Source organism: Nocardioides sp. JQ2195, from assembly GCF_012272695.1.
Classification (GTDB): Bacteria; Actinomycetota; Actinomycetes; order Propionibacteriales; family Nocardioidaceae; genus Nocardioides.
In genome coordinates this window covers 2,221,574-2,245,334 of the sequence record NZ_CP050902.1, presented here as the reverse complement: position 1 = coordinate 2,245,334, position 23,761 = coordinate 2,221,574, and the positions used below count along the sequence as shown (strand labels likewise).

23 protein-coding genes and 1 pseudogene are annotated in these 23,761 nt (G+C 64.9%); 12 read left to right on the top strand and 12 right to left on the bottom strand.

The genetic code is table 11. The features are described from left to right. Nucleotides 1–17 precede the first annotated feature (17 nt). The 4 genes from ncot_RS10705 to ncot_RS10690 are packed head-to-tail and all read right to left on the bottom strand — an operon-like array spanning nucleotide 18 to nucleotide 3,350. On the bottom strand, nucleotides 18–1,523 hold the full coding sequence (locus ncot_RS10705) for an amidohydrolase family protein (protein ID WP_168617591.1): 1,506 nt from the start codon (nucleotides 1,521–1,523) through the stop codon (nucleotides 18–20). Between the two features lie 45 nt (nucleotides 1,524–1,568). Next, a complete protein-coding gene (locus tag ncot_RS10700; protein WP_168617590.1) occupies nucleotides 1,569–2,615 on the bottom strand; it encodes a hypothetical protein in 1,047 nt (348 codons plus the stop codon). After that, nucleotides 2,612–2,920 carry a sigma-70 family RNA polymerase sigma factor gene (locus ncot_RS19495; RefSeq protein WP_240938184.1) on the bottom strand — a complete coding sequence of 103 codons (309 nt, stop codon included), beginning with the start codon at nucleotides 2,918–2,920 and terminating at the stop codon, nucleotides 2,612–2,614. The genes ncot_RS10700 and ncot_RS19495 overlap by 4 nt, the downstream gene beginning before the upstream one ends. After that, a complete protein-coding gene (locus ncot_RS10690) occupies nucleotides 2,817–3,350 on the bottom strand; it encodes a DJ-1/PfpI family protein (protein ID WP_206064939.1) in 534 nt (177 codons plus the stop codon). Before ncot_RS10690 ends, ncot_RS19495 begins: the two co-directional genes overlap by 104 nt. Before the next feature lie 307 nt (nucleotides 3,351–3,657). Here ncot_RS10690 and ncot_RS10685 point away from each other — a divergent pair, with 307 nt between their 5' ends. The 5 genes from ncot_RS10685 (at nucleotide 3,658) to ncot_RS19490 (ending at nucleotide 7,369) form a co-directional block, all read left to right on the top strand. Next, on the top strand, nucleotides 3,658–4,071 hold the full coding sequence (locus tag ncot_RS10685; protein ID WP_168617588.1) for a hypothetical protein: 414 nt from the start codon (nucleotides 3,658–3,660) through the stop codon (nucleotides 4,069–4,071). A gap of 616 nt (nucleotides 4,072–4,687) precedes the next feature. Beyond that, entirely contained in the window at nucleotides 4,688–5,086 is a 399-nt protein-coding gene (locus tag ncot_RS10680; RefSeq protein ID WP_168617587.1) for a hypothetical protein, read from the top strand. A gap of 322 nt (nucleotides 5,087–5,408) precedes the next feature. Further along, the gene (locus ncot_RS10675; protein WP_168617586.1) at nucleotides 5,409–6,125 is read left to right on the top strand and encodes a hypothetical protein; all 717 of its coding nucleotides are present in this window, start codon (nucleotides 5,409–5,411) and stop codon (nucleotides 6,123–6,125) included. Beyond that, nucleotides 6,097–6,717, top strand: a complete 621-nt coding sequence (locus ncot_RS10670) for a hypothetical protein (RefSeq protein ID WP_206064938.1) — start codon at nucleotides 6,097–6,099, stop codon at nucleotides 6,715–6,717. The genes ncot_RS10675 and ncot_RS10670 overlap by 29 nt, the downstream gene beginning before the upstream one ends. Nucleotides 6,718–6,814: 97 nt before the next feature. After that, entirely contained in the window at nucleotides 6,815–7,369 is a 555-nt protein-coding gene (locus tag ncot_RS19490; RefSeq protein WP_240937862.1) for a thermonuclease family protein, read from the top strand. 395 nt (nucleotides 7,370–7,764) lie between these two features. On the opposite strand, the gene ncot_RS10660 is transcribed toward ncot_RS19490, so the two are convergent. Further along, a complete protein-coding gene (locus ncot_RS10660) occupies nucleotides 7,765–8,433 on the bottom strand; it encodes a helix-turn-helix domain-containing protein (protein ID WP_168617584.1) in 669 nt (222 codons plus the stop codon). 135 nt (nucleotides 8,434–8,568) lie between these two features. Then, a complete protein-coding gene (locus tag ncot_RS10655) occupies nucleotides 8,569–8,811 on the bottom strand; it encodes a helix-turn-helix transcriptional regulator (RefSeq protein WP_168617583.1) in 243 nt (80 codons plus the stop codon). A 157-nt stretch (nucleotides 8,812–8,968) separates the two neighbouring features. On the opposite strand from ncot_RS10655, the gene ncot_RS10650 reads away from it, so the two are divergent. After that, nucleotides 8,969–10,207 (top strand): IS256 family transposase, encoded by a 1,239-nt coding sequence (locus ncot_RS10650; protein ID WP_168617579.1) that lies wholly within the window; start codon nucleotides 8,969–8,971, stop codon nucleotides 10,205–10,207. Nucleotides 10,208–10,487: 280 nt separating this feature from the next. Here the strand turns inward: ncot_RS10650 and ncot_RS10645 are convergent, their stop codons facing one another. Together ncot_RS10645 and ncot_RS10640 are read right to left on the bottom strand one after the other, a co-directional pair. Further along, nucleotides 10,488–11,153, bottom strand: a complete 666-nt coding sequence (locus tag ncot_RS10645; RefSeq protein ID WP_168617582.1) for a hypothetical protein — start codon at nucleotides 11,151–11,153, stop codon at nucleotides 10,488–10,490. 578 nt (nucleotides 11,154–11,731) lie between these two features. Continuing rightward, nucleotides 11,732–12,511: a hypothetical protein gene (locus tag ncot_RS10640; RefSeq protein WP_206064937.1), complete on the bottom strand. Its 780-nt coding sequence runs from the start codon at nucleotides 12,509–12,511 to the stop codon at nucleotides 11,732–11,734. Nucleotides 12,512–12,997: 486 nt separating this feature from the next. On the opposite strand from ncot_RS10640, the pseudogene ncot_RS10635 reads away from it, so the two are divergent. Both ncot_RS10635 and ncot_RS10630 read left to right on the top strand, forming a co-directional pair. Beyond that, nucleotides 12,998–14,348, top strand: a pseudogene (locus ncot_RS10635) (IS256 family transposase). Nucleotides 14,349–15,204: 856 nt separating this feature from the next. Continuing rightward, nucleotides 15,205–17,487, top strand: a complete 2,283-nt coding sequence (locus tag ncot_RS10630) for a DNRLRE domain-containing protein (protein ID WP_168617580.1) — start codon at nucleotides 15,205–15,207, stop codon at nucleotides 17,485–17,487. Nucleotides 17,488–17,503: 16 nt separating this feature from the next. Here the strand turns inward: ncot_RS10630 and ncot_RS10625 are convergent, their stop codons facing one another. Beyond that, nucleotides 17,504–18,742, bottom strand: coding sequence for an IS256 family transposase (locus tag ncot_RS10625; protein ID WP_168617579.1), 1,239 nt, complete (start codon nucleotides 18,740–18,742; stop codon nucleotides 17,504–17,506). 977 nt (nucleotides 18,743–19,719) lie between these two features. Next, nucleotides 19,720–20,085 (bottom strand): hypothetical protein, encoded by a 366-nt coding sequence (locus tag ncot_RS10620; RefSeq protein ID WP_168617578.1) that lies wholly within the window; start codon nucleotides 20,083–20,085, stop codon nucleotides 19,720–19,722. Nucleotides 20,086–20,791: 706 nt separating this feature from the next. Between ncot_RS10620 and ncot_RS10615 the strand changes: the two genes are divergently transcribed. Continuing rightward, nucleotides 20,792–21,034 carry a hypothetical protein gene (locus ncot_RS10615; protein WP_168617577.1) on the top strand — a complete coding sequence of 81 codons (243 nt, stop codon included), beginning with the start codon at nucleotides 20,792–20,794 and terminating at the stop codon, nucleotides 21,032–21,034. 61 nt (nucleotides 21,035–21,095) lie between these two features. On the opposite strand, the gene ncot_RS10610 is transcribed toward ncot_RS10615, so the two are convergent. Beyond that, complete coding sequence (locus ncot_RS10610) at nucleotides 21,096–21,242, bottom strand: sigma factor (RefSeq protein WP_168617576.1); 147 nt, start codon at nucleotides 21,240–21,242, stop codon at nucleotides 21,096–21,098. Nucleotides 21,243–21,431: 189 nt separating this feature from the next. Between ncot_RS10610 and ncot_RS10605 the strand changes: the two genes are divergently transcribed. Next, complete coding sequence (locus ncot_RS10605) at nucleotides 21,432–21,746, top strand: hypothetical protein (protein ID WP_168617575.1); 315 nt, start codon at nucleotides 21,432–21,434, stop codon at nucleotides 21,744–21,746. Nucleotides 21,747–21,783: 37 nt separating this feature from the next. Here the strand turns inward: ncot_RS10605 and ncot_RS10600 are convergent, their stop codons facing one another. After that, on the bottom strand, nucleotides 21,784–22,293 hold the full coding sequence (locus ncot_RS10600) for a GNAT family N-acetyltransferase (RefSeq protein ID WP_168617574.1): 510 nt from the start codon (nucleotides 22,291–22,293) through the stop codon (nucleotides 21,784–21,786). A 42-nt stretch (nucleotides 22,294–22,335) separates the two neighbouring features. Here ncot_RS10600 and ncot_RS10595 point away from each other — a divergent pair, with 42 nt between their 5' ends. Beyond that, nucleotides 22,336–23,469, top strand: coding sequence for a DinB family protein (locus ncot_RS10595; RefSeq protein WP_168617573.1), 1,134 nt, complete (start codon nucleotides 22,336–22,338; stop codon nucleotides 23,467–23,469). After that, the gene (locus ncot_RS10590; protein WP_168617572.1) at nucleotides 23,466–23,660 is read left to right on the top strand and encodes a DUF3046 domain-containing protein; all 195 of its coding nucleotides are present in this window, start codon (nucleotides 23,466–23,468) and stop codon (nucleotides 23,658–23,660) included. The genes ncot_RS10595 and ncot_RS10590 overlap by 4 nt, the downstream gene beginning before the upstream one ends. Nucleotides 23,661–23,761 lie beyond the last annotated feature (101 nt).

The following is a 23,761-nucleotide window of genomic DNA, read 5'->3' as shown; positions in this document are numbered from 1 at the left end:
AGGTGCCCGGCGCGGCATCAGCTCAGGAGCGGGGCGGTGAGCCGCCCGGCGACGTACGTCGCGGCGACGTTCATGAAGCGCAGGTGGGTGCTGGTCGCCCCGGTGTCACCGACGTCGGCCAACGGGTCCGCGTCGAGCAGCACCAGGTCGCCCGGATGTCCCACGGCGACCGTGCCCCACCCGTCGGTCGACGCGGCCAACGCCTCGCGTGCGGTCAGGGACTGGCCGGGGTTCCACGGGTCGCGCTCGTCGGCGCTGCGGTGCACGGCAGCCGCCATCGCGAGCCACGGGTCCAGGGGAGCCACGGGGGCGTCGGAGCCCAGGTGCATCCGGGTGCCCGCGTCGTGCATCCACCGCAGGGCGAAACAACGGTCGAGCCGATCGGCCCAGCAGTGCTCGGACACGTCGCGGTCGTCGAGCAGGTGGGCGGGCTGCACGCTGGCACGCAGGCCGGAAGCGGCCAGCCGGGGCACGTCGGCAGGGTCGATCAGCTGGGCGTGCTCGATGGAGCCCCGCGCCCCGGTGGCCGCGAAGCTGAGCAGTGCCTCGTGGACGGCGGCGTCACCGATCGCGTGCACGGCAACCTCGAGACCGCCGGTGGTGGCCCGCACCATCAGCTTGCGCAGCTCCTCGACGGTCTGGTTGGCATAGCCGAACGGATGGATCAGGTCGTCGCCGTTGGTGTACGGCGCACAGCACCACGCGGTGCGGGTGTTGAGCGAGCCGTCGGAGATGACCTTCAGTGGGCCCATGGTGACCAGTCCGGTGTCCGGGATCGTGTCGCCGGAACGCAGCGCCGCGTCGAGGACCGCGTCGAGGCCGTCGGCATACGTGGCCATCCGGATCCGCAACAGGTCGACTCCCTCGGCCCAGCGCCCGGCCCAGTCGTCGGCGCCGCCGGTGAACTCGAAGTCGACCAGGCCGACGACGCCCCGGGAGGCGGCCTCGGCCTGCACCGTGCGGTACGCCTCCGGCGTGGCCTCCCTGCCGATCAGCCCCTCCAGCCGTCCGTAGGCCTCGAACCACTCCGACTCGCGCACCACCTCGTTGCGCGGTGCGAGGCCGAGCCCCCGCAGGGCAGGCGAGTTCAACCACGCGTGGTGGGCGTCGCCGCTGATCAGCACGATCGGGACACCGTCGGAGACCTCGTCGAGCTCGGCGACGGTTGGCTTGCGCGGCCACGTGGCCGAGCGGTGTCCGAAGCCGACCAGCGGCTTGTCGGGTGCATAGGAGAGGCGCTCCTGCACGAAGAAGGTGACTTCCTCCGGCGACCGGGCCGTGGACAGGTCGAGCCGGCTCGTGGTCATCGCCACCTGGCCGAGGTGCACGTGGTGGTCCCACAGACCGGGGATCATCCAGCGTCCGTCGGCGTCGTGGACCCGGGCGTCGTCGACGTCGGGCAGATCGGTGCCCATCCGGCGTACGACGCCGTCCTCCACGAGCACGTCGACGGGTTCGGTGGCAGCTGCTTCGTCGACACCGAGTGGCACCGGGAGCACGTTGCGGATGACGAGTGGATCCATGCCGCAGAGGCTAGATCAGGAGCGGCTGGAGCCCGTGCGGCGGTCCTACATCCGGTCGGTTCCCTCGTGCAGCACGGCACCCCGGACGTCGAGCACGCGGTAGTCGTAGCTGACCACACCGCCTGTCCCCGGCTCCTTGTGGACGAAGGCGTAGTTCCCGTCGGTCACCGGAACCGTGAAGGTGCTCCCCGTGACCAGCGTGACCTCGATGCGTGCGGCGTCCTTCGGCATGGTCCCGGCGGCGTAGTAGTAGGTGGCGTCCTCGTCCACGATCGACTTGCCCGAGGCGCCCGTCGCCGAGCCCTGGACCCAGATCGCGTAGCCCTCGGGGGCGGTCCTGCCCACGCCGAACGGACCGGCATCCCAGGTGACCGGGCTGAGGGCGCACGCGAAGTGCTTCCCGCCCAGGTCGAGGAGAACCTCCAGCACGGGTCCGGCGGAGTCGACGGCAGCCACGGTGGCCCGGCGCAGGTCGGGCATCTGCCGGTCGGGGTGACCGAGGAACTCTCCGGTCCTGAAGTCCAGGTCGGCCTGCGGAAGGAACTCCTCGCTGCATCGTTGAGCGACCGCTGCCGGCCGCGAAGCAGCGGGTTCGTAGGCGGAGAACGGCACCTCGTCGTGCTCATGGCCGGCTTCGGGCACCACGCACAGCACGCGGTTGCGGGAGCCACGACGGTCCTGGAGGGCGACCAGGTCGCCGGCGCGGTAGTCACGCTCGCGGGGAATCCGCCACTGCCGGGCCGGGGTGTCCCCCGTTCCTTCGTACTGCGGGAGCTCTTCGTACTTCTCGAGCTGGGGCAGGCAGCGGCGGACGATGTCACCCTCGTGGAGAGGCACGTCGGCCGAGGTGGGCGTCGTCGACCGCGGCTCCTCCTGCGCGGCGGGGCGCGAGTCGTCGGGGAGCACGGCGCGCACGCCCAGCGTCGTCCCGATCAGGGCGGCAGCGGTGAGCACGGCGGCCCGTGCGGTGAGGGTGCGCCGGCGGGAGCGCTCGTGGCGGGCCCGCCCGAGCAGGTCGGTGATGTCGGTGGTCAGCGGGTGCTCGGTGTCGTCGGCGGCCCGGCGGAGCCGTTCGTGGAGGGAGTCGTTCACAGCCTGGGTCCTGTCTCGGTGTCGTCCGTCTCGAGCAGCGGCTTCAGCGCGCGCAGTGCGTCAGAGGTCTGGCTCTTCACCGTTCCCTCGGAGCAGCCCAGCGCGGCGGCCGTCTCCCTGACGGACAGCTGGTGGTAGTAGCGGAGCACGACGCACGCGCGTCGCTTCGGGGTGAGCTCTGACAGCGCCCGCACCACGGCGTCACGCTCGACGACCTCGACGTCCCCGGCGGGTGTGCCGCCCATGTGGTGGTCGTCGATCTCGGTCGAGCGTTCCCGGCGCTTTGGGCGACGGGAGTCGTCGATGAGGAGGCGGATCGTGGTGCGCCGTGCGAAGCAGGTCGGCGTGGCGCCAGTGCGTCGTGGCGCGGCGACCGTCCAAGAGGCCGGATACGGCCAGGATGAACGAGCCTGTGCAGATGGAGACCATGCGCCGGGACCGGGCATGCAGAACGAGCACCGAGGCAATCAGTTCGGGCGGGATCGACTTCACCGGAAGGTCATCACCACCCGAAACGACAACTGTGTCAGCCCCGACCACATCAGCGGCTGCAGCAGTGACCGGAAACATTGTCCCGATCGACGTGACCACTGCTTTGCCCTGGGGCGACACGTAGTCGAGGATGTATCCGGCGCCGAACCTGTTCGCTTCGGAGAAGACCTCAGCGGGTCCGGTCACGTCGAGCATCTTCATGCCGTCGAAGACCAAAAACACGACGTGCCGCGTCTCGGACACTGACGCACTCCTCTGGTTCGCCGGATGCAACTACATGTCATCGTAGGCACTGGTCGAGCGCGGCCCGCGACGCTGCCGATCCGCGCCCCGGGAAGGCAACCGAAGCCACTACCCAAAGGAGAAGCATGAGACCGGACAAGCACGACTTCGAGACCCTGACGAGCGACACGTGGTCCGTGCACGGTGGCAACCATGCGGACGAGACCACGGGTGCGATTCGGACGCCCATCGTGATGGCCAACTCATATCGCCTTCCGGCGGATCCGACCACGATCGACGACCCACAAGCGCACATTCCGCTATCTGATTGGCGCAACTGGACGTCCTGGAACGCGCCATGACCGGGTCCATCAAGCTTCCAGAAATGCGGCTCGAGGTGGTCGCAGCCCTCGAGTCATTGAGCGATCCTCTGCGGCAGGAACGGTGGGGCTGGGTCGAGGAAGGCGTCGACTACTTCGATGACCTGACGCTCAATGTGCACATCCTCTACGACGACTGCATGGTTCTCCCTGAACCCGAGAGCGCCGTCCCCGACATCCTGCATCTGGAAGAGATCTCGGCCTTCATCGACTTGGAGAATGCGCTCGGCCTGATGATTCGTGAACTCGGCGAACGGCCAGACGAGGCATACACGGGCGACGCTCGCTGGCCCGGCGTCATGGCGGCAGCCTCGCGGGCATTGGCAGTCATGAAACGTTGCGACGAGGGGTCACAGACGTGAGCCGGCTTGTTTCACTCCTGGTCGCGTTGGTCGCTTCCTGGCTCTGATCTGAACCTTGTGATCGTCGGGCTTGACGGTTCCAGATGGACGGCGCAGCGGTCGTTCCGCTGATCGACTTCAGTTCGATCGAGGGTCGTGGGTCTCGCGGGTACACACCAGCGCGTCGGCAGCTCGCGACGTCTTTCGTGATTGGGTCCCGATGCCGGATCTGGTCGAGGTCATGCCCGCCGGATTCGATGAGTAGTTGGCTCCGGCACCTCGTACCCGCAATGGTGGCTGCGGACCTTGTCTGGCTTGGAACGCGTACCATTTGGCCATCGACGCTGCGTCGAGCGGCCGATCGGTGCGCCTGCGGCCCGGGGCAGTCCGCAGCGACACCGGCTACGACCACAGTGCAGGTTCTGTGCAGCGCGGCAGTTGCACCGTTACGACCCGGATGGCATCTGGCGTCCCCGTGTGGGACGCATGCGCTGTTCCGGACGTGAGTCTGTGGAGTCCAAAGTTTTGGTCGGGGTCGTGGTGTCCGATCGGGGTTGGTCGAGGTTGCTTCTCGTCTGTGTGAAGCGTCGCGGTGGATTGGCGGTGACTGTGAGGTGTACGGAAGAGGTGGTCCCCAGTGGGCAGCAAGGCGACACGGGCACAGACTGTTCGGGATCGGGCGCGTGACGCCCGGCTGAAGGTGGCGCGTGATCGCCGGCTCAAGCTGGACCCGGACCAGTTGGCCCGGGACCGGCGCATCGACGAGGCGTCGGTCGACGTCGAGTTGGCCTGGGAGGAACGGACGCGGGCTGAGCGGGCGATCCTCGACGCTGAGGTCGCCGCCGCGACTGCGATCGAGCAGCTCCTCGCGGAGAAGCTCGCGGTCAAGGACGTCGTGCAGTTGACCGGATTGAATCTTGCGACGGTGCGTCGGCTTCGTCAGGTCGAGACGGACACCCGAGACGTCTCCACCGGCAGTGACGAGCGCGGTGCGAGTGCTGTTGCTGAGGCCTCCGGCGTCCAGGTGGCGCAATGACCATCGAGGAGGGTTCCTTGCTTGGGTCGATCGCGGACAGGGCACGTGAGATGCGGACGGGCGATTTGCGGGTGTGGTTGGTCGAAGCAGGGGATCGACGGATGGATGCCAGCTCGGCGTCGACGGCCAGGGAGGCGCGACGTGAACAAGCTGTTCTGATCAGCGAACTGCGGCGGCGTGGTGAGCCCCTCGACAGCCCACCCGGCGACAGGATCGCGGGACCGTCCGGACTTCTTCCGCCCGGCCTTGGACGGGAACCTTCTAGCACCACACCAGCGCGCACCGAGCGAACGTCGCCGCGTCCCGGGCCAGGAGTCGGACGATGAGCGATCAGGCCGCGGTGGTTGTGACTAGCCGTCGTCGTCAGTGCGAGCTTCTGCGAGTGTGGTCGAGCTGGGCGTTGACCTCGATCCTCCTCGATCCGGCGGAGGTCCGTCGCGTCCGAGAGTCCGGCTGGTCGGTCACACACCACACCGACCCGGCGACGGGGGAGTGGATCGCCGGCACAACCGATGGTCTCGGGTTCGACCTCGACGAGTCGTGGCACAACCCACGCGAGTTCATCGCGTGGCCAGAGATCGAGGCCATCGCCAACGCAATACCGGCCGAGGTTCCCGAGCAGTTCGCCGAGCTCCGAGAGCGGATGCGCGAGCACCGCAGGACGTACCCACGCTTCGCCGCCAGCGCAGAGGCCGTCGGGTGCGGACCGATCATTGAGGGACAGCCCCTCACCCCGCGCCAGGAGGCCTACGTCCACGAGCTGGCCGCCTTCGAGGCCAGCGGCGTGCTCCAGGCTTGGGAGAAGGACCACGACGCCCTCGACGCCGAGCGTCTCGCGCTACACGAGCTCGCGCTGCCTCCTGGCCGCGACCGGGAGCCGGTCGATCTTCTCGACCTCATCGAGGACCAACACCTCGGCCATGAGGCCTCGACTGATGCGGCAAAGCCAGCGCGACAGGCCCCAGCGCACGGCAACACCCCGATGACCCACCAATTGCTGTACCGAGGCGATGGCGCAGGGTGTGCTCGGCTTCATTGACACACCGAAGCTGGGGAACCGTCGCCCACTTGGGGTGATGTGGTGTGCCGACAACGGCTGCTTCTCAGAACGGTGGGAGCCAGACCCGTGGTGGCGGTTCCTCGTCGCCAATGCGGCTGACGCGGACACCTGCTTGTTCGCGACAGCGCCCGATGTTGTCGGTGATGCAGCGGCCACCGAGGATCGTGCCGGGCCGTGGCTTGCAAAGATCCGCGACCTGGGCTACCCGGTGGCATACGTCGCGCAGGACGGTATGGAGTTCTCCTCGTGGGACCTGTGGGATGAGATCGACTGCTTATTCATCGGGGGATCGACGGCATGGAAGTTTGGGCCGGAGGCGTGCAACCTGGCGGGGGTCGCCTCGTCGCTGGGCAAGTGGGTCCATGTCGGTCGGGTCAACAGCGAGCGTCGGTTCCGCTACGCGCAGGCAATTCGGGCGGACTCTTGCGACGGGACCTATCTGACCTATGGGCCGGGTAAGAACCTGAACAACGTGCTGGTCTGGGGGCGGACCAACCAGCAGCCGGCTCTCCTTGATGCAACCGACGTGTGGCACCCCGCGCCGGTGGCGGCATTGGAGCGGCCGGGTTGATGCCGCCAGCATCCGCGCACCGAGGGAACGAACCGGTCGTCGGCGCGACCAGGCATGCGGGAGTGCCGCGACGATCGCCAACACGCCGGTGCGCGTGGTGTCCTTGGTGATCGTGGCGGCGGTGATCGTCGTTGGCATCCGCGGCATTTTCAGTGGCCTCGCCCTTGGTGGCGAACTCGGTGGCAACCTCCTCGATGCCCCGGGTCGCGGCGACCGCGACTCCGTTCTGTCGGCGCAGCGCACGCGAGGGACGATGGCGTACGTCCTCGACGGCGACACCGTCCAGGTGACGACTCGGGCCGGTGCGTCGGTCCGGGTTCGGTTCCTCGGGATCAGTGCTTCCGAGATCCCGCATCCCGGCAGACCGGGGGAGTGCTACGGCCAGCCGTCCAAGCAGAACCTTGAGCAGCTGCTCCCTGTGGGTACTCGGGTGACCCTCGTGAGTGATCCCAGCCAGCGCGACGTCGACACCTACGGCCGCTGGCTGCGGTATGTGCAGGCCGACGGGCGCGACGTCGGTGCTGCCCAGATCCACTCCGGCGGTGCTCGCCCCCGAACCAGCTCGCCCCCGGTTGCACGGTCCTCGGCATACACCGAACTGGAGGACACGGCTCGTGGTCGAGGTGCCGGGATGTGGTCGGCATGTCGCTGACGAACGAAGGCAGCAGCAACGTCGGAACCCAGGTGAGCACAAGGGTTCACCATGGCATAGCGACCTACAGCGATGGGGGTGGCCGCAACCGTTAGGCTTGATGGGGGTCGTCGCCTTCTCGTCCGCACGGGCTGAGGACCCGCGACGTGAGTGAGCCGACGAACACTCGCCTTTGGGGTTCCTCAACGTCGAGTGCGTCAAGGTGGGAGAAGCTCACTACGCGACCGGCCGTCGTTCCCGAGTCTAGGTGGATTCGAGATTCGTCGGGTCGGATCCCGGTCCAAGCCGGTCAGCCAATTCTTGCCCCAGCGTACCAACAATCGTTCTGCCGTACTCCGCTCGCGCAGCCCCATTGCCTTCGATTGGTTTGCCCCTCCTCGGTACCGCCGCGAAACCTACCTGACGCGCATCAAGCGAACTGCCCGTGTGGCTGAGAGCGACTCGGCGTGTGAGCGTCGGATCCACCACCGTCGCTCACGCTTGGTGGCAGGGATTCGCCCGGACCTGACCAGTTGGCCGACCCGGGTTCTGCTCACTCGCAAGACCAGGGCACCTTCAGTGAGGCTGAGCCAGACTTCCCCGTCGTCCGGAGGACTGCTAGCTGCTGTCTTCGCGGCCCGTTTCGCAGCACGCGCGTCCTTCTCGACCTGTCTTTTCGATTTGCACTCCTGAGCAGATCGCCTGGAGATGGAGGGCTGCTGCTGTGAGGCTGTGCGGTGCTCGAGCTCGCCCTTGAGGACCAAGGCGCGCACTGTGCCGGCCGAGATGCCGATCAGTTCCGCGGCGGTGGCGTAACTGATCCATTCTCGGCGCTCGTCGGCGAGGCAGTCGACGTCGTCGTAGGTGAAGCGGATCCAGCCGCGGGTGGGGTGTCTCTCGGCACTGAGCCGGCCCGTTGCCACCCACCGTTGCACGGTTGTCTCGCTCACCGCGAAGAGCTCAGCCACGTCACGCGGACTGTGGTGGCCAGCAATCCAGCGCCTCGATTGCTCCGTGGCGGTGAGACGGTAGCGCTGCTGCGTGCGCTTGCCTTTGGGGACGTAGCTCGCGGCGAACTCTTCCACGCTGCCCTTGTTCAGCGTTGGTCTGTTGCCGTGACGCAACCGCTTGATCGATCCGCCCCTGACGGACTCACCATTCAATGGTGTTTTCGTTGATGCCGGTCAGTTCCGCGGCGGCGCGGGCTGAGATCCATTCGCTCACGTCGAGGGTTCCTCGTCGGGTACTCGCCGCAGGATGTCCTCGACGTTGCAGGCGAGGACTCGGCAGAGCGCGTCGAGTGTGTCGAGGTTGAGGCGCCCTGGGCGAGAGGACACGAGGCGGTAGACCTGTGCCTGGGACAGTCCCGGCGCTCCGACGTCTTCGAGGGCCCGGCGCAGATCGCTGGTCTGCCAGAGTTCCCGCTCTGCCGTGACCGGACGCAGCCGCCACTCGATTGCCATGCTTCCAGCATGGCAATCACTTCCCTCGTCAAGTGATAGGAGAGTCCCCTGGGGTGGTGGGGTTTGAGGTCCATCGGCGGGGCTGCGTGACGTAGGTGGCCATCGGCGGGATCTTCGGTGTGAAACGACCAAGTAACGCACTGAAGGAGACCCACCGATGGCCTTGTCCCAGTCTGCCCTGTCTGAGTTGCTCGACGCGTTCCGCACCGGAGATGGCGTCGACATGATCCGTGAATCGGTCCGCACCGTGCTGCAAGAGCTCGTAGATTTCGAAGCTGCCGGGGTGATCGGCGCGGAGCGCTACGAGCGAACCGAAGACCGCTTCACCGAACGCAACGGCACCCGGCCGAAGCTGCTGGCCACCAAGGCCGGCGATGTCGAGCTGCGGATCCCCAAACTGAGGAAGGGGTCGTTCTTCCCCTCCATCCTCGAACCCCGCCGCCGCATCGACCAGGCGCTGTACGCGGTGGTGATGGAGGCCTACGTCCACGGTGTGTCCACCAGGAGTGTGGACGACCTGGTCGCGGCGATGGGCGCCGACTCGGGGATCAGCAAGTCCGAGGTCTCCCGGATCTGCGAAGGCCTCGATGAGTCCGTCGGGGCGTTCCGCACCCGGCCGCTCGATCACACGCCGTTCCCCTACGTCTACCTGGACGCGACCTACCTCCACGTGCGCAACAAGCCCGGCAAGGGCGGCCAGGTCGTCTCGATGGCGGTCGTGGTGGCGACCGGGGTCGCCGCCGACGGGACCCGTGAGGTCCTCGGACTCGACGTCGGCGACAGCGAGGACGAGACGTTCTGGCGGTCCTTCCTACTCAGCCTCAAACAACGCGGCCTGGCCGGGGTGCAGTTGGTCATCTCTGATCAGCACTCCGGGCTGGTGGCGGCATTGAAGCGGTCCTTCCAGGGCTCCGCGCACCAGCGGTGCCGGGTCCACTTCGCCCGCAACCTGCTCGCCCACGTACCCAAGTCCCACGCCGACATGGTCGCCGCGGTGTTCCGCACGATCTTCGCCCAACCCGACCCCAAGGCCGTTACCGCCGCGTGGGACGAGGTCCGTGACCAACTCGCCGCCTCGTTCCCCAAGGTCGGCCCGCTCATGGACGAAGCCAAGGCGGAGGTACTCGCGTTCACCGGCTTCCCCAAGGCCCACTGGTGCAAGATCTGGTCGACCAACCCACTCGAGCGAGTCAACAAAGAGATCAAGCGCCGCTCCCGAGTGGTCGGGATCTTCCCCAACGCTGCCGCGGTGATCAGGCTCGTCGGTGCGGTGCTGATCGACATGCACGACGAGTGGATCGCCGGCGACCGCCGCTACCTCTCAGAGGAGTCCATGGCGCAACTCAACGACACCATGGATACTGGTACTCATGCCGCCATCAAGAGCGGCGAGTAGGGCACCGAGGATCCCCTCAAAGCCCACCACCCCGCGGGGCTCTGTCTCAAGTGATTGCTTTTCCCGCTAACCGATGTCATTTCTTATGGCAAACTATAAGCCTGCGTGTTGCATCAGATGAATCACCCGACCCGGGCCGATGACGAAACCGGTGTACCTCTACGAGAACCAAACGGAAGGGCTACACGCTCTGCGCCAGGTTGTCGTCTTGTAGTCGATGCTCGCCGGGGCAGCGCTGTACTTAACCACATACCGTCCGTACGGTGGGCGTGGCGAAATCTCAGGGACGATGTGAACGCAGGTCAGCACTGTAGCTGGTTTCGAAGGCTTCCAGGACGGTATCGCTGGTGATGGCGTCGATCAGGTCAGATGGGCCGGCCACTAGGGTCGAGTCGAAGTCGAGTTCCGTGACGACGAGCCATGACTTCGAAGCATCGAACCAGTGATAGGGAGTGACGCCAACTTCGGTCGCGAGGTGCGCCAGCTTGTCGAACTCGGATTCGAACAGAACACACTCTCTGGGGCCGCGATAGGCGGGCGCGCCGTGCACGCCAGGCAATCGCCCCACCTTCGCCGAACCCGTCCACCACCCGAAGAACACACTCGCCTGCGTAGCTCTCCACTCAGTCAGAATCTCGGTGAGGCGCTCTTGGGAGACAGGATCCAGTGAGCCGACTTCTGCGGGCGGTTCTTCGCCTAGGCTCTGCCGTATGTCGTCGAACTGAGTATCGGAGGACAGTGTCTCTCCTGAGGCTGCGCTGATCCGCTTCCAGGTGAGGTCGTAGTCGTGGCCAGCTCGATGGAGCACGCGGGCCACGCCATCAAGGTCCGTCGGGACATAGTTGCGAATGATGCCTGTTCCAGGGGCGATTGTTTCTGCGATCCACCGGGCATGTTCGACGCTAGATAAGGGCGCAGGGAACCCCGAGTCGTCAGAGACTGGCATTTCGACACTCCTCCCCGGCTCAAAGTGACAGGACGAGAATTGTCCTGGGCGACAGGATGGGACAATCACCCAGGACAACTCATGATCTCAGTAGTCGTGATAGGTCTCCGAAGTGCAGGGATTTCTTGTGAACTGGGGACTCTTTCCAGCCTGACCAAACCTGTTCAAGATGGTCGTGCCCGGCCTGACCTGAACTTGAAGCGACGCCACTCCTCGGTAGTCACCCGATGCACAGAAAGTGTTGGCAGAGAACTTGTACACGCGCCCCGACTTGGGATAGAGGACGCGTTGGCTGCTGTCAGAGACAGCGACGGTAGTCCAGCCAGAGCTGAGCCGTTTTTGCAGTTGTATGTCAGCCGAGAGGCGAGTCGCTGCGCCGACGCACGCCCCACTCGCGACGACGTTGATCCGTCCCACGTTGTGGTGAGACCCATGAACATTGTCGATCGCACCACGGCATGTGACGTTCTTGATCTTCGCGCTGATCGGGGCACCGCACGAAGCGCCGAGATATATCATTACGATGCCAATGGCCAACGCAATCGCACTGCGCGTGAACCTTGCTCTCGTCCATCCGCTCATTGGTTGCCCCCCACCGCGAGGGTGCGACCGCCGGCCAAGTCGAGTAGCTCCTGGTTGTCAGTCACGAACTGCAGCCACTCGGGCTGTGTAGACAAGCCATCGAGATAGGCTTGATAGCCAGTGGTCGTAAGGCAGTCAGCGGTGGTCTCGGCGAGATCCTCCTCTGCAGCTTCGAGAGTAGCCCATTGGCCAGCCGTACCGCCGGCTTCATATAGGTCAGAAGCCTCCACTGCGGCTGTCGTGGCTGGCTCGATCGGGGAGCTATAGTTGTAGTCTTGGTCGGCCATGCAGTCGATCCAGTCCGCTTGAAGTCCTTCGTAAATCGGGTCAGTGCCGATGGCCTCCACCAGAGGAGCCGCTTGGATTTGGAGTTCCTCGAGTGCCAGCAACGCGGGTTCAGAGACGAGTTCGCGGCCCTCAGCTTCGCATCCGCCGGTGTCTTCGGCTGAGATGCCGAAGTTGTCCGAGTTGACACCGTCGTAGGCCCGCCAGTCGTACGCATTCAGGGCCTTGGAGCCCAGCCCTGATGGGATGGTGACACCGCGCAGCGCCTGGTAGTAAGCGGAGCTGGGTCCGGCAACGATGCTGGCGGGTGCCTGGCGGGTTGGCATCTTGTACTGCATGGACTTTGTCTCACGAAACGTGACATCGGAGCCGGCGGTGCTTTCCTCAACTGGAAGGCTGGCCGGCTCAACCGACTGGGGCCTAGGGGCGGCAGCGGCGTAATTAAAACCGTACATTTTCATACAGCCAGCAACGACCCGTTGGAAGTTCATCCATACAGCTTGGCGGAAGGGGGTTCCGTCGAAAAGGGCATCGAGTGGGTCGCTGACCTCCGGCGCGATAGTCGCAGCGTATGGACTTGTGGGGATGCTGTCTGAGTTCGCGTCTGTGATGGTCGCGCCCAGTGCTACTGCCAATATGCTTACGCACAGGCCTCCAGTGATCGCATGTTTTCTAGACATGCGCCCTCCCTCCGTTGGGTCGTTCCGCTCTGGCTTTTCCTAGGGGCGGTTTGGAGAAGTAAAGAGCGGGTGCCCGGGGGCGCGCTTTGAGATTGAGAAATTCGCACGTTTTGGCTCAGCCGGTCTAGTCCGCCTCACGTGGTTCCGTCTTTCGGTATGCGCGCGGAGTTCTTGCGCCGAGATCCGGCGGGCGATCCGCAACCGCTCAACTCGTTCCGACGTTGCGAAACGCTGCGACCCCACCCGAGAGGTGTCAGATCTTCTGTGTAAGGGATCGGTCCATCTGAAAGGAACATGATGGACCTCGTGACCGACGAACAATCTGATCGTCGTGGCTCTGACGTCGCTGCCGAGATGGCCGCGTCGGGAGCATTGGACGACATCTTCGCCCGCATCGATGCGGGCGATCTGGAACTGACCGGCGATGACGGCCTCATCCCGGGTCTGATCAAGGCCGCACTCGAACGTGGTCTGCAAGCCGAGCTGACCGACCATCTGGGGCTACGAGAAGGGCTCGGCCGAGGCAGCGCTGTTCGCCAACTCCCGCAACGGCGCCACGCCGAAGACGATGGCCTCTCAGATCGGCGAGGTGCCGCTCGACGTCCCGCGGGATCGGGACGGGACGTTCATCCCGCGGCTGGTCCCCAAGGGCTCACGCCGGCTCGGTGGGCTCGACGAGATGATCATCAGCCTCTACGCGGGCGGGATGACGATCCGCGACATCCAGCACCACCTCGCCACGACGATCGGCACCGACCTCTCGCACGAGACGATCAGCAAGATCACCGACGAGATCGGCGAGGAGATCATGGCCTGGCAGCGCCGCCCGCTGGAGTCGCTGTACCCGGTCATCTACCTCGACGCACTGGTCGTCAAGGTCCGCGACGGTGCGCACGTGATCAACAAGGCCGCACACATCGCCGTGGGCGTCGACATGGATGGCATCAAGCACGTCCTCGGCATCTGGATCCAAGCCACTGAGGGCGCGAAGTTCTGGGCCGGCGTGTGCGCCGACCTGGCCAACCGCGGCATCCGCGACGTGCTGATCGTGCGCTGCGACGGGCTCACCGGTTTCGCCGAGGCGATTGAGGCGACATGGACGCAAGCGACCGTGCAGACCTGCACCGTGCACCTGATCCGGGCCGCGATGCGGTTCGTGAACTACAAGGACCGCAAGGCGATCGCCAAAGCCTTCAAGCCGATCTACACCGCTGTTGACGCTGACACCGCCCGGGTCGAGTTCGACACGTTCAAGGCCACCCCGCTGGGTCAGAAGTACCGCCACGCGGTCGCGACCTGGGACGCCGCATGGGAACGGTTCATCCCATTCCTGGCGTTCCCGCCCGAGCTGCGTCGGGTGATCTACACGACGAACTCGATGGAGTCGTTGAACTACCAACTGCGCAAGATCATCAAGAACCGAGGCCAGTTCCCCAACGACACCGCGGTCATCAAGCTGTTGTGGCTATCGATCTGCAACATCGAGGACAAACGAGCCCGCGAGCGTGAGAAGGAACGCGGCAAACCCGCCGCCGAGCGCAAGGCCAAACCCCGACTCGTCGAGGGCCAGGTCGTCACCAACTGGAAGCAAGCCCTCGAGCAACTCGCTCGGGTCTACCCCGACCGGATCAACCCCCACCTGAAATGACCGGCCCTTACACAGAAACCTTGACAGGCTCCGGTGACGGCGCGTCGTACGGCCTCCCTGTTGGCGTTCCACCAGGGAATGCGAGTGCTTGAGGGCTGATTCTTCTGAGGGCACTCTCAGGGCGCCTGCGAACCTGCCGACCATGTCCAGTGCAGTCACCCGAATGGGCTACTTCAGAGTCCGTTCGGACTACTTCCTGTCGTTTGGCGTCGCTTTCCTGAGAACCACCTGAGACTTCGCCTATCCCATTCAGTTGACGGAAGACATCACGATGCACCCACACCGCAGAGCGTCGGCGCTCCTGGCCGCACTGTGCACGGTGGCCGTTGGAACCGCCACCCTCACATCTTTTACGTCCGCTCCGGCAGCCCAGGCTGACTCGCAAACAGATAGGGACCCGCTGCTGGTCCAAGCGGAGGCATCCGGGAACCGGGTGGAGGACATCAGCCAGAGGAGCGAGACCGCTCAGGTCTACGCAAACCCGGATGGCACTTGGACGGCCGAAGTCACTAGCGATCCAGTGCGGGTCCAAGAGTCTTCAGGAACGTGGCACGACATTGACACGACCCTCGTGGAAAACAATGGCACCGTCCGCCCTCGCCACGCAGTCGGGAACCTCCAACTCTCAACTGACGGAGACCGAACTTTCGCGACCCTTCACGCTGATGGGCGGGCCCTGAAGTGGCAGTGGCCCACGCAACTCCCGGAACCCGAACTCGACGGTTCCACGGCCACCTACGCAGGTGCAGGGCCAGGCAACTCTGACCTCGTAGTGACTGCCACAGCCACCGGGTTCAGTCACTACTTGGTTCTGCACGCAGCTCCCACTGAGCCGCTCGAACTTGCCCTACCCGTCGTGACCGGAGCAGCGGAACTCGTCGAAACTCCGAATGGTGGAGTTGAGATCAACACCCCTGCTGGCGAAACCATCGCAACCGCGGCTGCACCACTCATGTGGGAAGGCAACCCTGCAACCAATCCCGTCGACAGCAATGTGGCTCCCGTGGGCGTTGAAGTGTCCGCACCGGCCTCAGGCGAGTCGTTGCTCACGTTAACCCCGGACACAGAGTTCCTCAACGACCCAGCCACCACGTACCCGGTGACGATCGACCCGACGTTCACTCTCACTGAAGCCGGGAGCGCATACATCTCGAGCCCGGAGCGCCAGGGCTGGGTGATGAACGACCCCGAACTGCGCGTGGGAACGAACGATCTCGGAGCCACCAAGTACCGGTCGCTGCTCAAGTTCAACGACACCACGTGGGTGGGGAAGGACATCACCTCCGCCGCACTGAAACTGCGGAACTTCTCATCCGTCTCCTGCACCGGGGCTGAGATCCAGGTGCGACGACTCAGCGACACCTGGAGCCCTTCGAACGTCACTTGGGCCAACCAGCCGGAGGGCACAACCGCCGGCCAAGCCTCCTACAGTCCGGCCCACGGTGGTCCGGACTGCGCCACCGCAGACGCCACGTGGGATCTCACCACGATCGTCGGCGGCTGGGCCGACCAGACCTACCCCAACCGTGGCCTCAAGCTGCGGGCGGCAGACGAGACCATCAACAAGAGCTACCGCAAATACCGCTCCTCCTACATCGCCGACACATCGCTACGCCCACGACTCATCGTCACCTACAACGTGGTTCCATCCGTACCTGAGCCTGGTTTTACCCCCTGTTTGGCCCCATGCGAGGCTGAAACGGCTTTCACAGAGAGTCTTAGGCCAACTATCATCGCAAGCTCTCTTGACGACTCCGGCTTGCTCACTTATACGTTTGAAATCGTCGAGGAGGACACCTCCGCTGTGGTTGCCACCGGGACGGCGACGGGTGCCAGCGGCGAATCTGTGTCTTGGCAGATTCCAGACGGTGCTTTGGCCAACGAATCCGTCTATCTCTACCGAGTCTCGGCGAGCGACGGGAGCTACTCGTCGCGGTCGGATTGGTTGATGCTTGGGGTCGATGTCGACGAGACGCCTCAGATCCCTATCGAGGCTCTCACGCTGAGTCCTTGCTTAGATCTGTGCGAACCTGCGATCGCCACGTCGGAAGAGGTTGTCCTAGTGGCCACCCCCGACGACCCCGACTCTGGTGCGCTGACACCGCAGATGGAGTTGCGGGAGGTGGGTTCCTCTTCCTTGCTCGCGTCCGCAACTGGGCAGCGAGCCCCCACGGAGGCGCCGGCTGAGTTCACGATTGAAGACGGAACCCTCGAGTCAGGCAAGACATACGAGTTTCGAATCGGCGCCGCCGACGAAACCTCAACGACTTGGAGCCAATGGAAAACGTTTCAAGTTCAGCTCCAAACTGGACCCGAGGCTCCGGAAAACCTCACGATCGATCCTTGTATGGCTCCCTGCGATCAACTGCGGACTGACGAGGTTACTCCCACCATCTCAGCTACGAACCCTGGAGAACTCGCAATCGATCTCACTGTTGAAATCGATGCAGCATCCGGAGAAACGATCGCGACCCACACAATATCGAATGTTCAGGGTGGTGAGACCACTTCGTGGACCGTACCTGCCGGGACGCTCGGCACAGGCGTCTACAGCGTGCACGCATCATCTTCCTCAACTTCCGGAAACAACTGGGGCGCCACCAAGTTGCTGCTCGTTGACCCCCCAACCTTCGTGGAAGGAGAACCTCTACCCGCCGAGCCGAATCCGGACCCCGAACCAGGAGACGACAGCGTCTACGTTGAAGACCCGGCGATCGCGGCAGAAGAGTTCACCACGCTCTCGGAGAAGGACATAGACAATGCAGCCGCAGCACTGGCCGGGGCAAACATCCGCGTCCAGCACGCACCGTTGCTGTTCTTTCACACGAACGAGAAGCATTGGCCGCTCTCGGCGACGTCCTTTATTGATCGATCCGAACTCCGCTGGTCTCATTCGGGATGCAATGACCACTCGATCGATGATGACATCGATGCCGGCCGATTGTCCGGCGCATACAACCACCGTCAACGCGGTAACCTATTCTGCAAACATGGAACTGCCTCCTCTGATCTATTTCAGGCAGATGATGACGACCTGAGGCCGCACACCAAGGGTGCGCCCGGCAAAGCGCGCGTCGACGTCGAGGGTATGTTCATGGACTATAGGGCGGACAGAGCCCCGCGGGGTGGTGGGCTTTGAGGGGATCCTCGGTGCCCTACTCGCCGCTCTTGATGGCGGCATGAGTACCAGTATCCATGGTGTCGTTGAGTTGCGCCATGGACTCCTCTGAGAGGTAGCGGCGGTCGCCGGCGATCCACTCGTCGTGCATGTCGATCAGCACCGCACCGACGAGCCTGATCACCGCGGCAGCGTTGGGGAAGATCCCGACCACTCGGGAGCGGCGCTTGATCTCTTTGTTGACTCGCTCGAGTGGGTTGGTCGACCAGATCTTGCACCAGTGGGCCTTGGGGAAGCCGGTGAACGCGAGTACCTCCGCCTTGGCTTCGTCCATGAGCGGGCCGACCTTGGGGAACGAGGCGGCGAGTTGGTCACGGACCTCGTCCCACGCGGCGGTAACGGCCTTGGGGTCGGGTTGGGCGAAGATCGTGCGGAACACCGCGGCGACCATGTCGGCGTGGGACTTGGGTACGTGGGCGAGCAGGTTGCGGGCGAAGTGGACCCGGCACCGCTGGTGCGCGGAGCCCTGGAAGGACCGCTTCAATGCCGCCACCAGCCCGGAGTGCTGATCAGAGATGACCAACTGCACCCCGGCCAGGCCGCGTTGTTTGAGGCTGAGTAGGAAGGACCGCCAGAACGTCTCGTCCTCGCTGTCGCCGACGTCGAGTCCGAGGACCTCACGGGTCCCGTCGGCGGCGACCCCGGTCGCCACCACGACCGCCATCGAGACGACCTGGCCGCCCTTGCCGGGCTTGTTGCGCACGTGGAGGTAGGTCGCGTCCAGGTAGACGTAGGGGAACGGCGTGTGATCGAGCGGCCGGGTGCGGAACGCCCCGACGGACTCATCGAGGCCTTCGCAGATCCGGGAGACCTCGGACTTGCTGATCCCCGAGTCGGCGCCCATCGCCGCGACCAGGTCGTCCACACTCCTGGTGGACACACCGTGGACGTAGGCCTCCATCACCACCGCGTACAGCGCCTGGTCGATGCGGCGGCGGGGTTCGAGGATGGAGGGGAAGAACGACCCCTTCCTCAGTTTGGGGATCCGCAGCTCGACATCGCCGGCCTTGGTGGCCAGCAGCTTCGGCCGGGTGCCGTTGCGTTCGGTGAAGCGGTCTTCGGTTCGCTCGTAGCGCTCCGCGCCGATCACCCCGGCAGCTTCGAAATCTACGAGCTCTTGCAGCACGGTGCGGACCGATTCACGGATCATGTCGACGCCATCTCCGGTGCGGAACGCGTCGAGCAACTCAGACAGGGCAGACTGGGACAAGGCCATCGGTGGGTCTCCTTCAGTGCGTTACTTGGTCGTTTCACACCGAAGATCCCGCCGATGGCCACCTACGTCACGCAGCCCCGCCGATGGACCTCAAACCCCACCACCCCAGGGGACTCTCCTATAGGGCGAACCGAGACGGGGGCGGTCTCGGTCGCAACGAACCAACCTACGTTGAATACGTAGAGAAAAAGTTGCTGCACTACTGGTTCCACTACGCGAACAGTTATAATCCGACCTTCTCATCGGCCTTCACTCACGAGGGAGATTGGGAACATATCGCCATCAAATTGGATTCCAGTACCAATCGTCCCACATGGGTTCAGTACTTCTATCACCACAATTCCTGCAGGCTCCCCTGGGCTCGGGTCCCAAAGACGAACGGTCACCCCATCGTGCACGTCGCAAGGGAGGCGCATGGAAGTTATCCCCCTGGCGCACGCACTGTCTTGGGAGACGACATCATGTCCGGGCCACTCTGGAACACAGCAATAAATGTCAAGCGAGTAAAGGAAGAACCTTGGTGGGGCTACACCGGCGGCTGGGGGGAGGTCGGACAGAATAGCCTCACTACCGGACCACGCGGCCCCAACCCTCAACGGTCGAGGGAATCCGCACCGAGCTTTGGGGTAAATATTTGTGTCCGAGCGAATAACACCGGCTACCCCATCGACAACGACTAGTGGCGAGTGAAAAGGACTACGTGATGAGGGAAACTCGAGGCACTCGTGCCTTACTGATACGTGGCGGACCAGCACTCTTAGGCCTTCTTCTAGGAGTCGCATGCATTGCTGGTTCGGAGTCTGCTTTCGCAAACGCTCGCGGTGATCGTGGCCTAATTTTGCTGGCCCTGCCACTGTGTGCCGCACTGATACTTGTTTGCTCCCGCTCCACCGGCGTGCTCAGAAATCTCGGTCTCGGAATCGGCGCGGCTCTTGGGGCATGGATCATCTACTTAGCTGCGACCGGGCTGTTCCTGATCATCGTCGATGCACCGACATAGCATTCCCAGGTCCAAGCCTGGCGGGAAACCGCTCACTGGACTCGTCTCTCTGGTCTCTGAGATCGTCCGCATATCGCCTGGAGATGGAGGGCTGTTGCTGCGGAGCGGTGCGATGCGCGACCTCACTCCCGCGCACAAAGGTGCGGATCGTGCTGGTGGAAACGCCGATCAGTTTCGCCGCGGTGGCGTAGCTGATCCGTTGTCGACGTTCAGCTGCGAGGCGGTCGATTTCATCTTGGGTGAAGCGGATCCAGCCGTAGCTGGGGTGTTTGTCGACTGTGAGGCGGCCCGTTGTCACCCACCGTTGAACGGTGGTGGTGCTGACGCCGATGAGCTCAACCATGTCACGCGGGCCAGCAGCGCCTCTATTGCTCAGTGGCAGTGAGGCGTTCTCGCTGGTGCGTGCGCTTTCCCTTTGGGACGAAGTTCGCAGGGAATTCTTCGACGCTGGCTTTGTTCTGGCGGAATGATCGAGAGGCGGTGAGGGATTCGGCATGCAGCCGGCGAATCCACCACCGCCGGCCCCTTTGCGTGGCTGGGATCCGTTCGGCTTGAACCAGTTGGCCGACTCGGGTTCTGCTCAGCCGAAGGAGACGAGCGCGGCTTCAGCGGTTGAACGGGCACAACGAGTCGGCAGCAGTTCAGTATTTCGTGCATAAGGAGTCGTGCGCGCTTCCTTGGAACCAGGTCCCGAAGTACAAAGGGCACCCGGTGGTGTGGGTAGCGAAGAATGCCCATGGCAGCTACCCCGCTGGGGGCCGGCCGTTCGAATTCTTCGGAGTGAGGCCCGATCAGGTCAGTGGAGACGGACCCCTGTGGCCGGCGAACCGGAATTTGAGGAACGTCATGGGCGAGCCCTGGTATGGCTACGCTGGTGGATGGGGAGAGGTGGGGAGCCGTGCTTCCACCACCGGACCTTGGGGGCCGAACCCAATCCGAGAAGCCGATAGCGCACTCGGCTTCGGAACTAGAAAGTGTGAGTTCTAATGACGAAGAGACTCAGTTTGCCCTACCTCACCCCATCGAAGCGAGCGCTTCTTCTGCTCACGATGCTCATCGTCGGGGTGGTCATCTACTGGGCCATTCTAGAGATAGGCAACGACCTCAGCGGGGCGAACGAGGAGGACACTGCAAACGGCGACGGAGATCCGTTCGCAGGCTTTCTGTTCATCTTCCTGCCCATGTGCATTGCCGGGTTCATCTACATCCCTGCATGTATCTGGGCCTTGATCCAGACGGGGCGCCGCGAACGACGTCAGCAAAAGACGTCGGCTCAACGTCTGGTCCAATAAAGCACAAAGAACCCCGCGCGAGCGACCTCGCGCGCTCGGGGCAGTCGGCGAGTGGGAACAGTCAGTACGACGCAATGGCGGCGCGACGATCGGGTTCTTCTCCGAAGGCGAGCAGGCCTTCCCGCCTCTCGACACGGCGCCACGAGCGGTAGACCCGGATCAGGGTCTCTTGGGCGGCGTCCTCCGCGGTGTGCCAGTCGGAGCACATCAGGTACGCCGTACGCGCGGAGGTCGGTGAGGGAGGCCGCCGCGAACGCGGTGAACTCCTCGTCGTAGGACCTGCTCAAGGTGGTTCCTCTTCGGTTGCTGTCCGGTGTCACAGGAGAGACGAGGACCGGGGCGGATCGGTTGGCCGCCTCCTCGAGTCCACGTTGTCCCGGGTGGATAGGTTCGTGCCATGAACCTTCCTGCCGCCCAGGCCCTGCCCACTGCCCCCGTTGCTGCCGCCGGTCTGGTCGGTGGCTACCTGGTCGCCCGCGCCACCGGCGTACGCCCGTTGGGTGGGGCGGTGCTGGCAGCTGCCGGGGTCCTGGCCGGGCGTGGGTGGTTGGCCAAGTCCGGGGCAGGGACGACAGCGGCACTGTCCGCGATCTACCTCGGTGGCTTCGGTGCCTCGCACCCGTTGGCCAAGAAGGTCGGCGCGTGGCCGGCGGTGCTGGGCGCGGCCGCGGTCTCGGCCGGTGCAGCGCACGTGCTCTCGGACCGCCGCTGATCGGATCGGTTCGCAACCAGCGGGCCGGACGTGACGGCTACGGCAGGGTGACCAGCATCTTCTGGTACCAGGCGACGTCGATCCACTGGCCGAACTTCCAGCCGACCTGGCGCAGCTGACCGGTCTTCTCGAAGCCACAGCCGACGTGGAGCCGCTCGCTGGCCGGGTTCGGCAGGGCCACGAGTGCGACCGCGGTGTGCACGCTGGAGATCGCCATCGTCTGCAACAGCGCGGGATAGAGCAGCTTGCCGACGCCCTCGCCGCGGACGCTGTTGTCGAGATAGATCGACGTCTCGCGGGTGGTGTCGTAGGCCGGGCGTGGCCGGTAGGACCACGAGTAGGCATAGCCGACGACCCGGTCGTCCGAGTCGACGGCCACGAGCAGGTGGTCACCCGGGTGGTCGCCGTCGAGGCGGGCCCGCCAGTAGTCGAGGTCGGGGGGTTCCAGGTCGAAGGTCGCGTGCGAGTGGTCCACTGCGTGGCTGTAGATCGCGGCGATGTCCTTGAGATCGCGTTCGCGTGCGGACCGTGTGGAGTATTCGCCCATGCCCCTCATTCTCGCAGGTGGGCCGTGTCGCAGAATGGGCGTGTGCCGATCGAACCTGACACCAAGGACTGGACCTGGGTCCTCGAGACCCCCTGTGCCGCCTGCGGATTCCGCAGCGGCGCCGTCGCGCGTGAGCGTGTCGGAGCGGCGATTCGATCGAACGCGGCGGCGTGGCGCTCGGTGCTGTCGGGGCCCGCGGAGCAGGTGCGGAACCGACCGGCGGACGACGTCTGGTCGCCGCTGGAGTATGCCTGCCACGTGCGCGACGTCCACCTCGTCTTCGCGCAGCGCCTGCAGCTGATGCTCGACCAGGACGACCCGGAGCTGGCCGGTTGGGACCAGGATGCGGCGGCAGTGGCGGGGGAGTACGCCGACCGGGATCCGGCCACCGTGCTGGACGAGCTGGTCGCCGCGGCTGCCTCCGTCGGCGCCCTCTTCGACGCGGTCGAGGACGACCAGTGGCAGCGCACCGGCCGGCGCAGCGACGGGTCCGCCTTCACGGTCGGGACGCTCGGGCAGTACCAGCTGCACGACGTCGTCCACCATCTCCACGACGTCGGCGACGCGCGGCGGTCGACGGTCTCGGCGTACGACGCGAACGCCGTGGCGTACCGGGACGCATCGATGACCATGAACGAGGGCGTGGCCTCCGAGGTCGCCTGGTTCGCCGCCGAGCTGGGGAGCGGTGCCCGGGTGCTGGAGGTGGGCAGCGGAGGCGGTCGCGACGCCCTCGCGCTCGAGACGGCCGGCCTGAGCGTGCGACGCACGGACGGCACACCGGCCTTCGTCGCGTTGCTGCGTGCCGAGGGCCACGAGGCGGACCGCCTCGACCCGCTCACCGACGCGCTGGCCGATCCGAGGGGACCGGAGCCGTACGACGGTGTGTGGGCGCACGCCTCGCTGCTGCACGTCGCCCGCGACGACTTCCCCGTGGTGCTGCGGCGGTTGGCCGAGGCGACCCGGCGGGAGGGCGTGCTCCACGTGGCCCTCAAGGAGGGCGAGGGCGAACGATGGTCGACGCACGGCACGATCGAGGCTCCCCGGCACTTCGTCCTCTGGCAGGAGGCGCCGCTGCGTGAGGTCCTCGAGGAGAGCGGATGGTCGGTCGCCGAGGTGGTCCGCCAGCAGTCCGACGGGGGCCAGGCATGGCTGGTCGTGCGGGGGCGACGTCGATGAGGCACACGGAGTTCTGGGCCCGGATGGAGCAGGCGCTGGGTCCGGGGTACGCGCGCTCGTGGGCCGAGCAGCACGTCATCAGCGAGCTCGGCTCGCGCACGGTCCAGGAGGCACTGGCAGCGGGGGAGTCACCGAAGCGCGTGTGGGAGGCGGTCTGGCGCACCCTGGACCTGCCGTTCCGGGACAAGTGAACCTGTCCGATCACCTGTTCGATTCCACGCCTGCGTGTCGCGCTTGATCGAACGTCTGTTCGGGCTAGTCTGAGTGCTGTCGACCGGGGTTGTCCACAGCC

Bases quoted from the DNA above. Each gene is read 5' to 3' on its own strand.
- ncot_RS10705 (WP_168617591.1), bottom strand. From the start codon at position 1,523: ATGGATCCACTCGTCATCCGCAACGTGCTCCCGGTGCCACTCGGTGTC.
- ncot_RS10675 (WP_168617586.1), top strand. From the start codon at position 5,409: ATGAGCGATCAGGCCGCGGTGGTTGTGACTAGCCGTCGTCGTCAGTGC.
- ncot_RS10670 (WP_206064938.1), top strand. From the start codon at position 6,097: ATGGCGCAGGGTGTGCTCGGCTTCATTGACACACCGAAGCTGGGGAAC.
- ncot_RS10655 (WP_168617583.1), bottom strand. From the start codon at position 8,811: ATGGCAATCGAGTGGCGGCTGCGTCCGGTCACGGCAGAGCGGGAACTC.
- ncot_RS10650 (WP_168617579.1), top strand. From the start codon at position 8,969: ATGGCCTTGTCCCAGTCTGCCCTGTCTGAGTTGCTCGACGCGTTCCGC.
- ncot_RS10645 (WP_168617582.1), bottom strand. From the start codon at position 11,153: ATGCCAGTCTCTGACGACTCGGGGTTCCCTGCGCCCTTATCTAGCGTC.
- ncot_RS10640 (WP_206064937.1), bottom strand. From the start codon at position 12,511: ATGAACTTCCAACGGGTCGTTGCTGGCTGTATGAAAATGTACGGTTTT.
- ncot_RS10625 (WP_168617579.1), bottom strand. From the start codon at position 18,742: ATGGCCTTGTCCCAGTCTGCCCTGTCTGAGTTGCTCGACGCGTTCCGC.
- ncot_RS10620 (WP_168617578.1), bottom strand. From the start codon at position 20,085: ATGGTTGAGCTCATCGGCGTCAGCACCACCACCGTTCAACGGTGGGTG.
- ncot_RS10615 (WP_168617577.1), top strand. From the start codon at position 20,792: ATGCTCATCGTCGGGGTGGTCATCTACTGGGCCATTCTAGAGATAGGC.
- ncot_RS10610 (WP_168617576.1), bottom strand. From the start codon at position 21,242: ATGTGCTCCGACTGGCACACCGCGGAGGACGCCGCCCAAGAGACCCTG.
- ncot_RS10605 (WP_168617575.1), top strand. From the start codon at position 21,432: ATGAACCTTCCTGCCGCCCAGGCCCTGCCCACTGCCCCCGTTGCTGCC.
- ncot_RS10600 (WP_168617574.1), bottom strand. From the start codon at position 22,293: ATGGGCGAATACTCCACACGGTCCGCACGCGAACGCGATCTCAAGGAC.
- ncot_RS10590 (WP_168617572.1), top strand. From the start codon at position 23,466: ATGAGGCACACGGAGTTCTGGGCCCGGATGGAGCAGGCGCTGGGTCCG.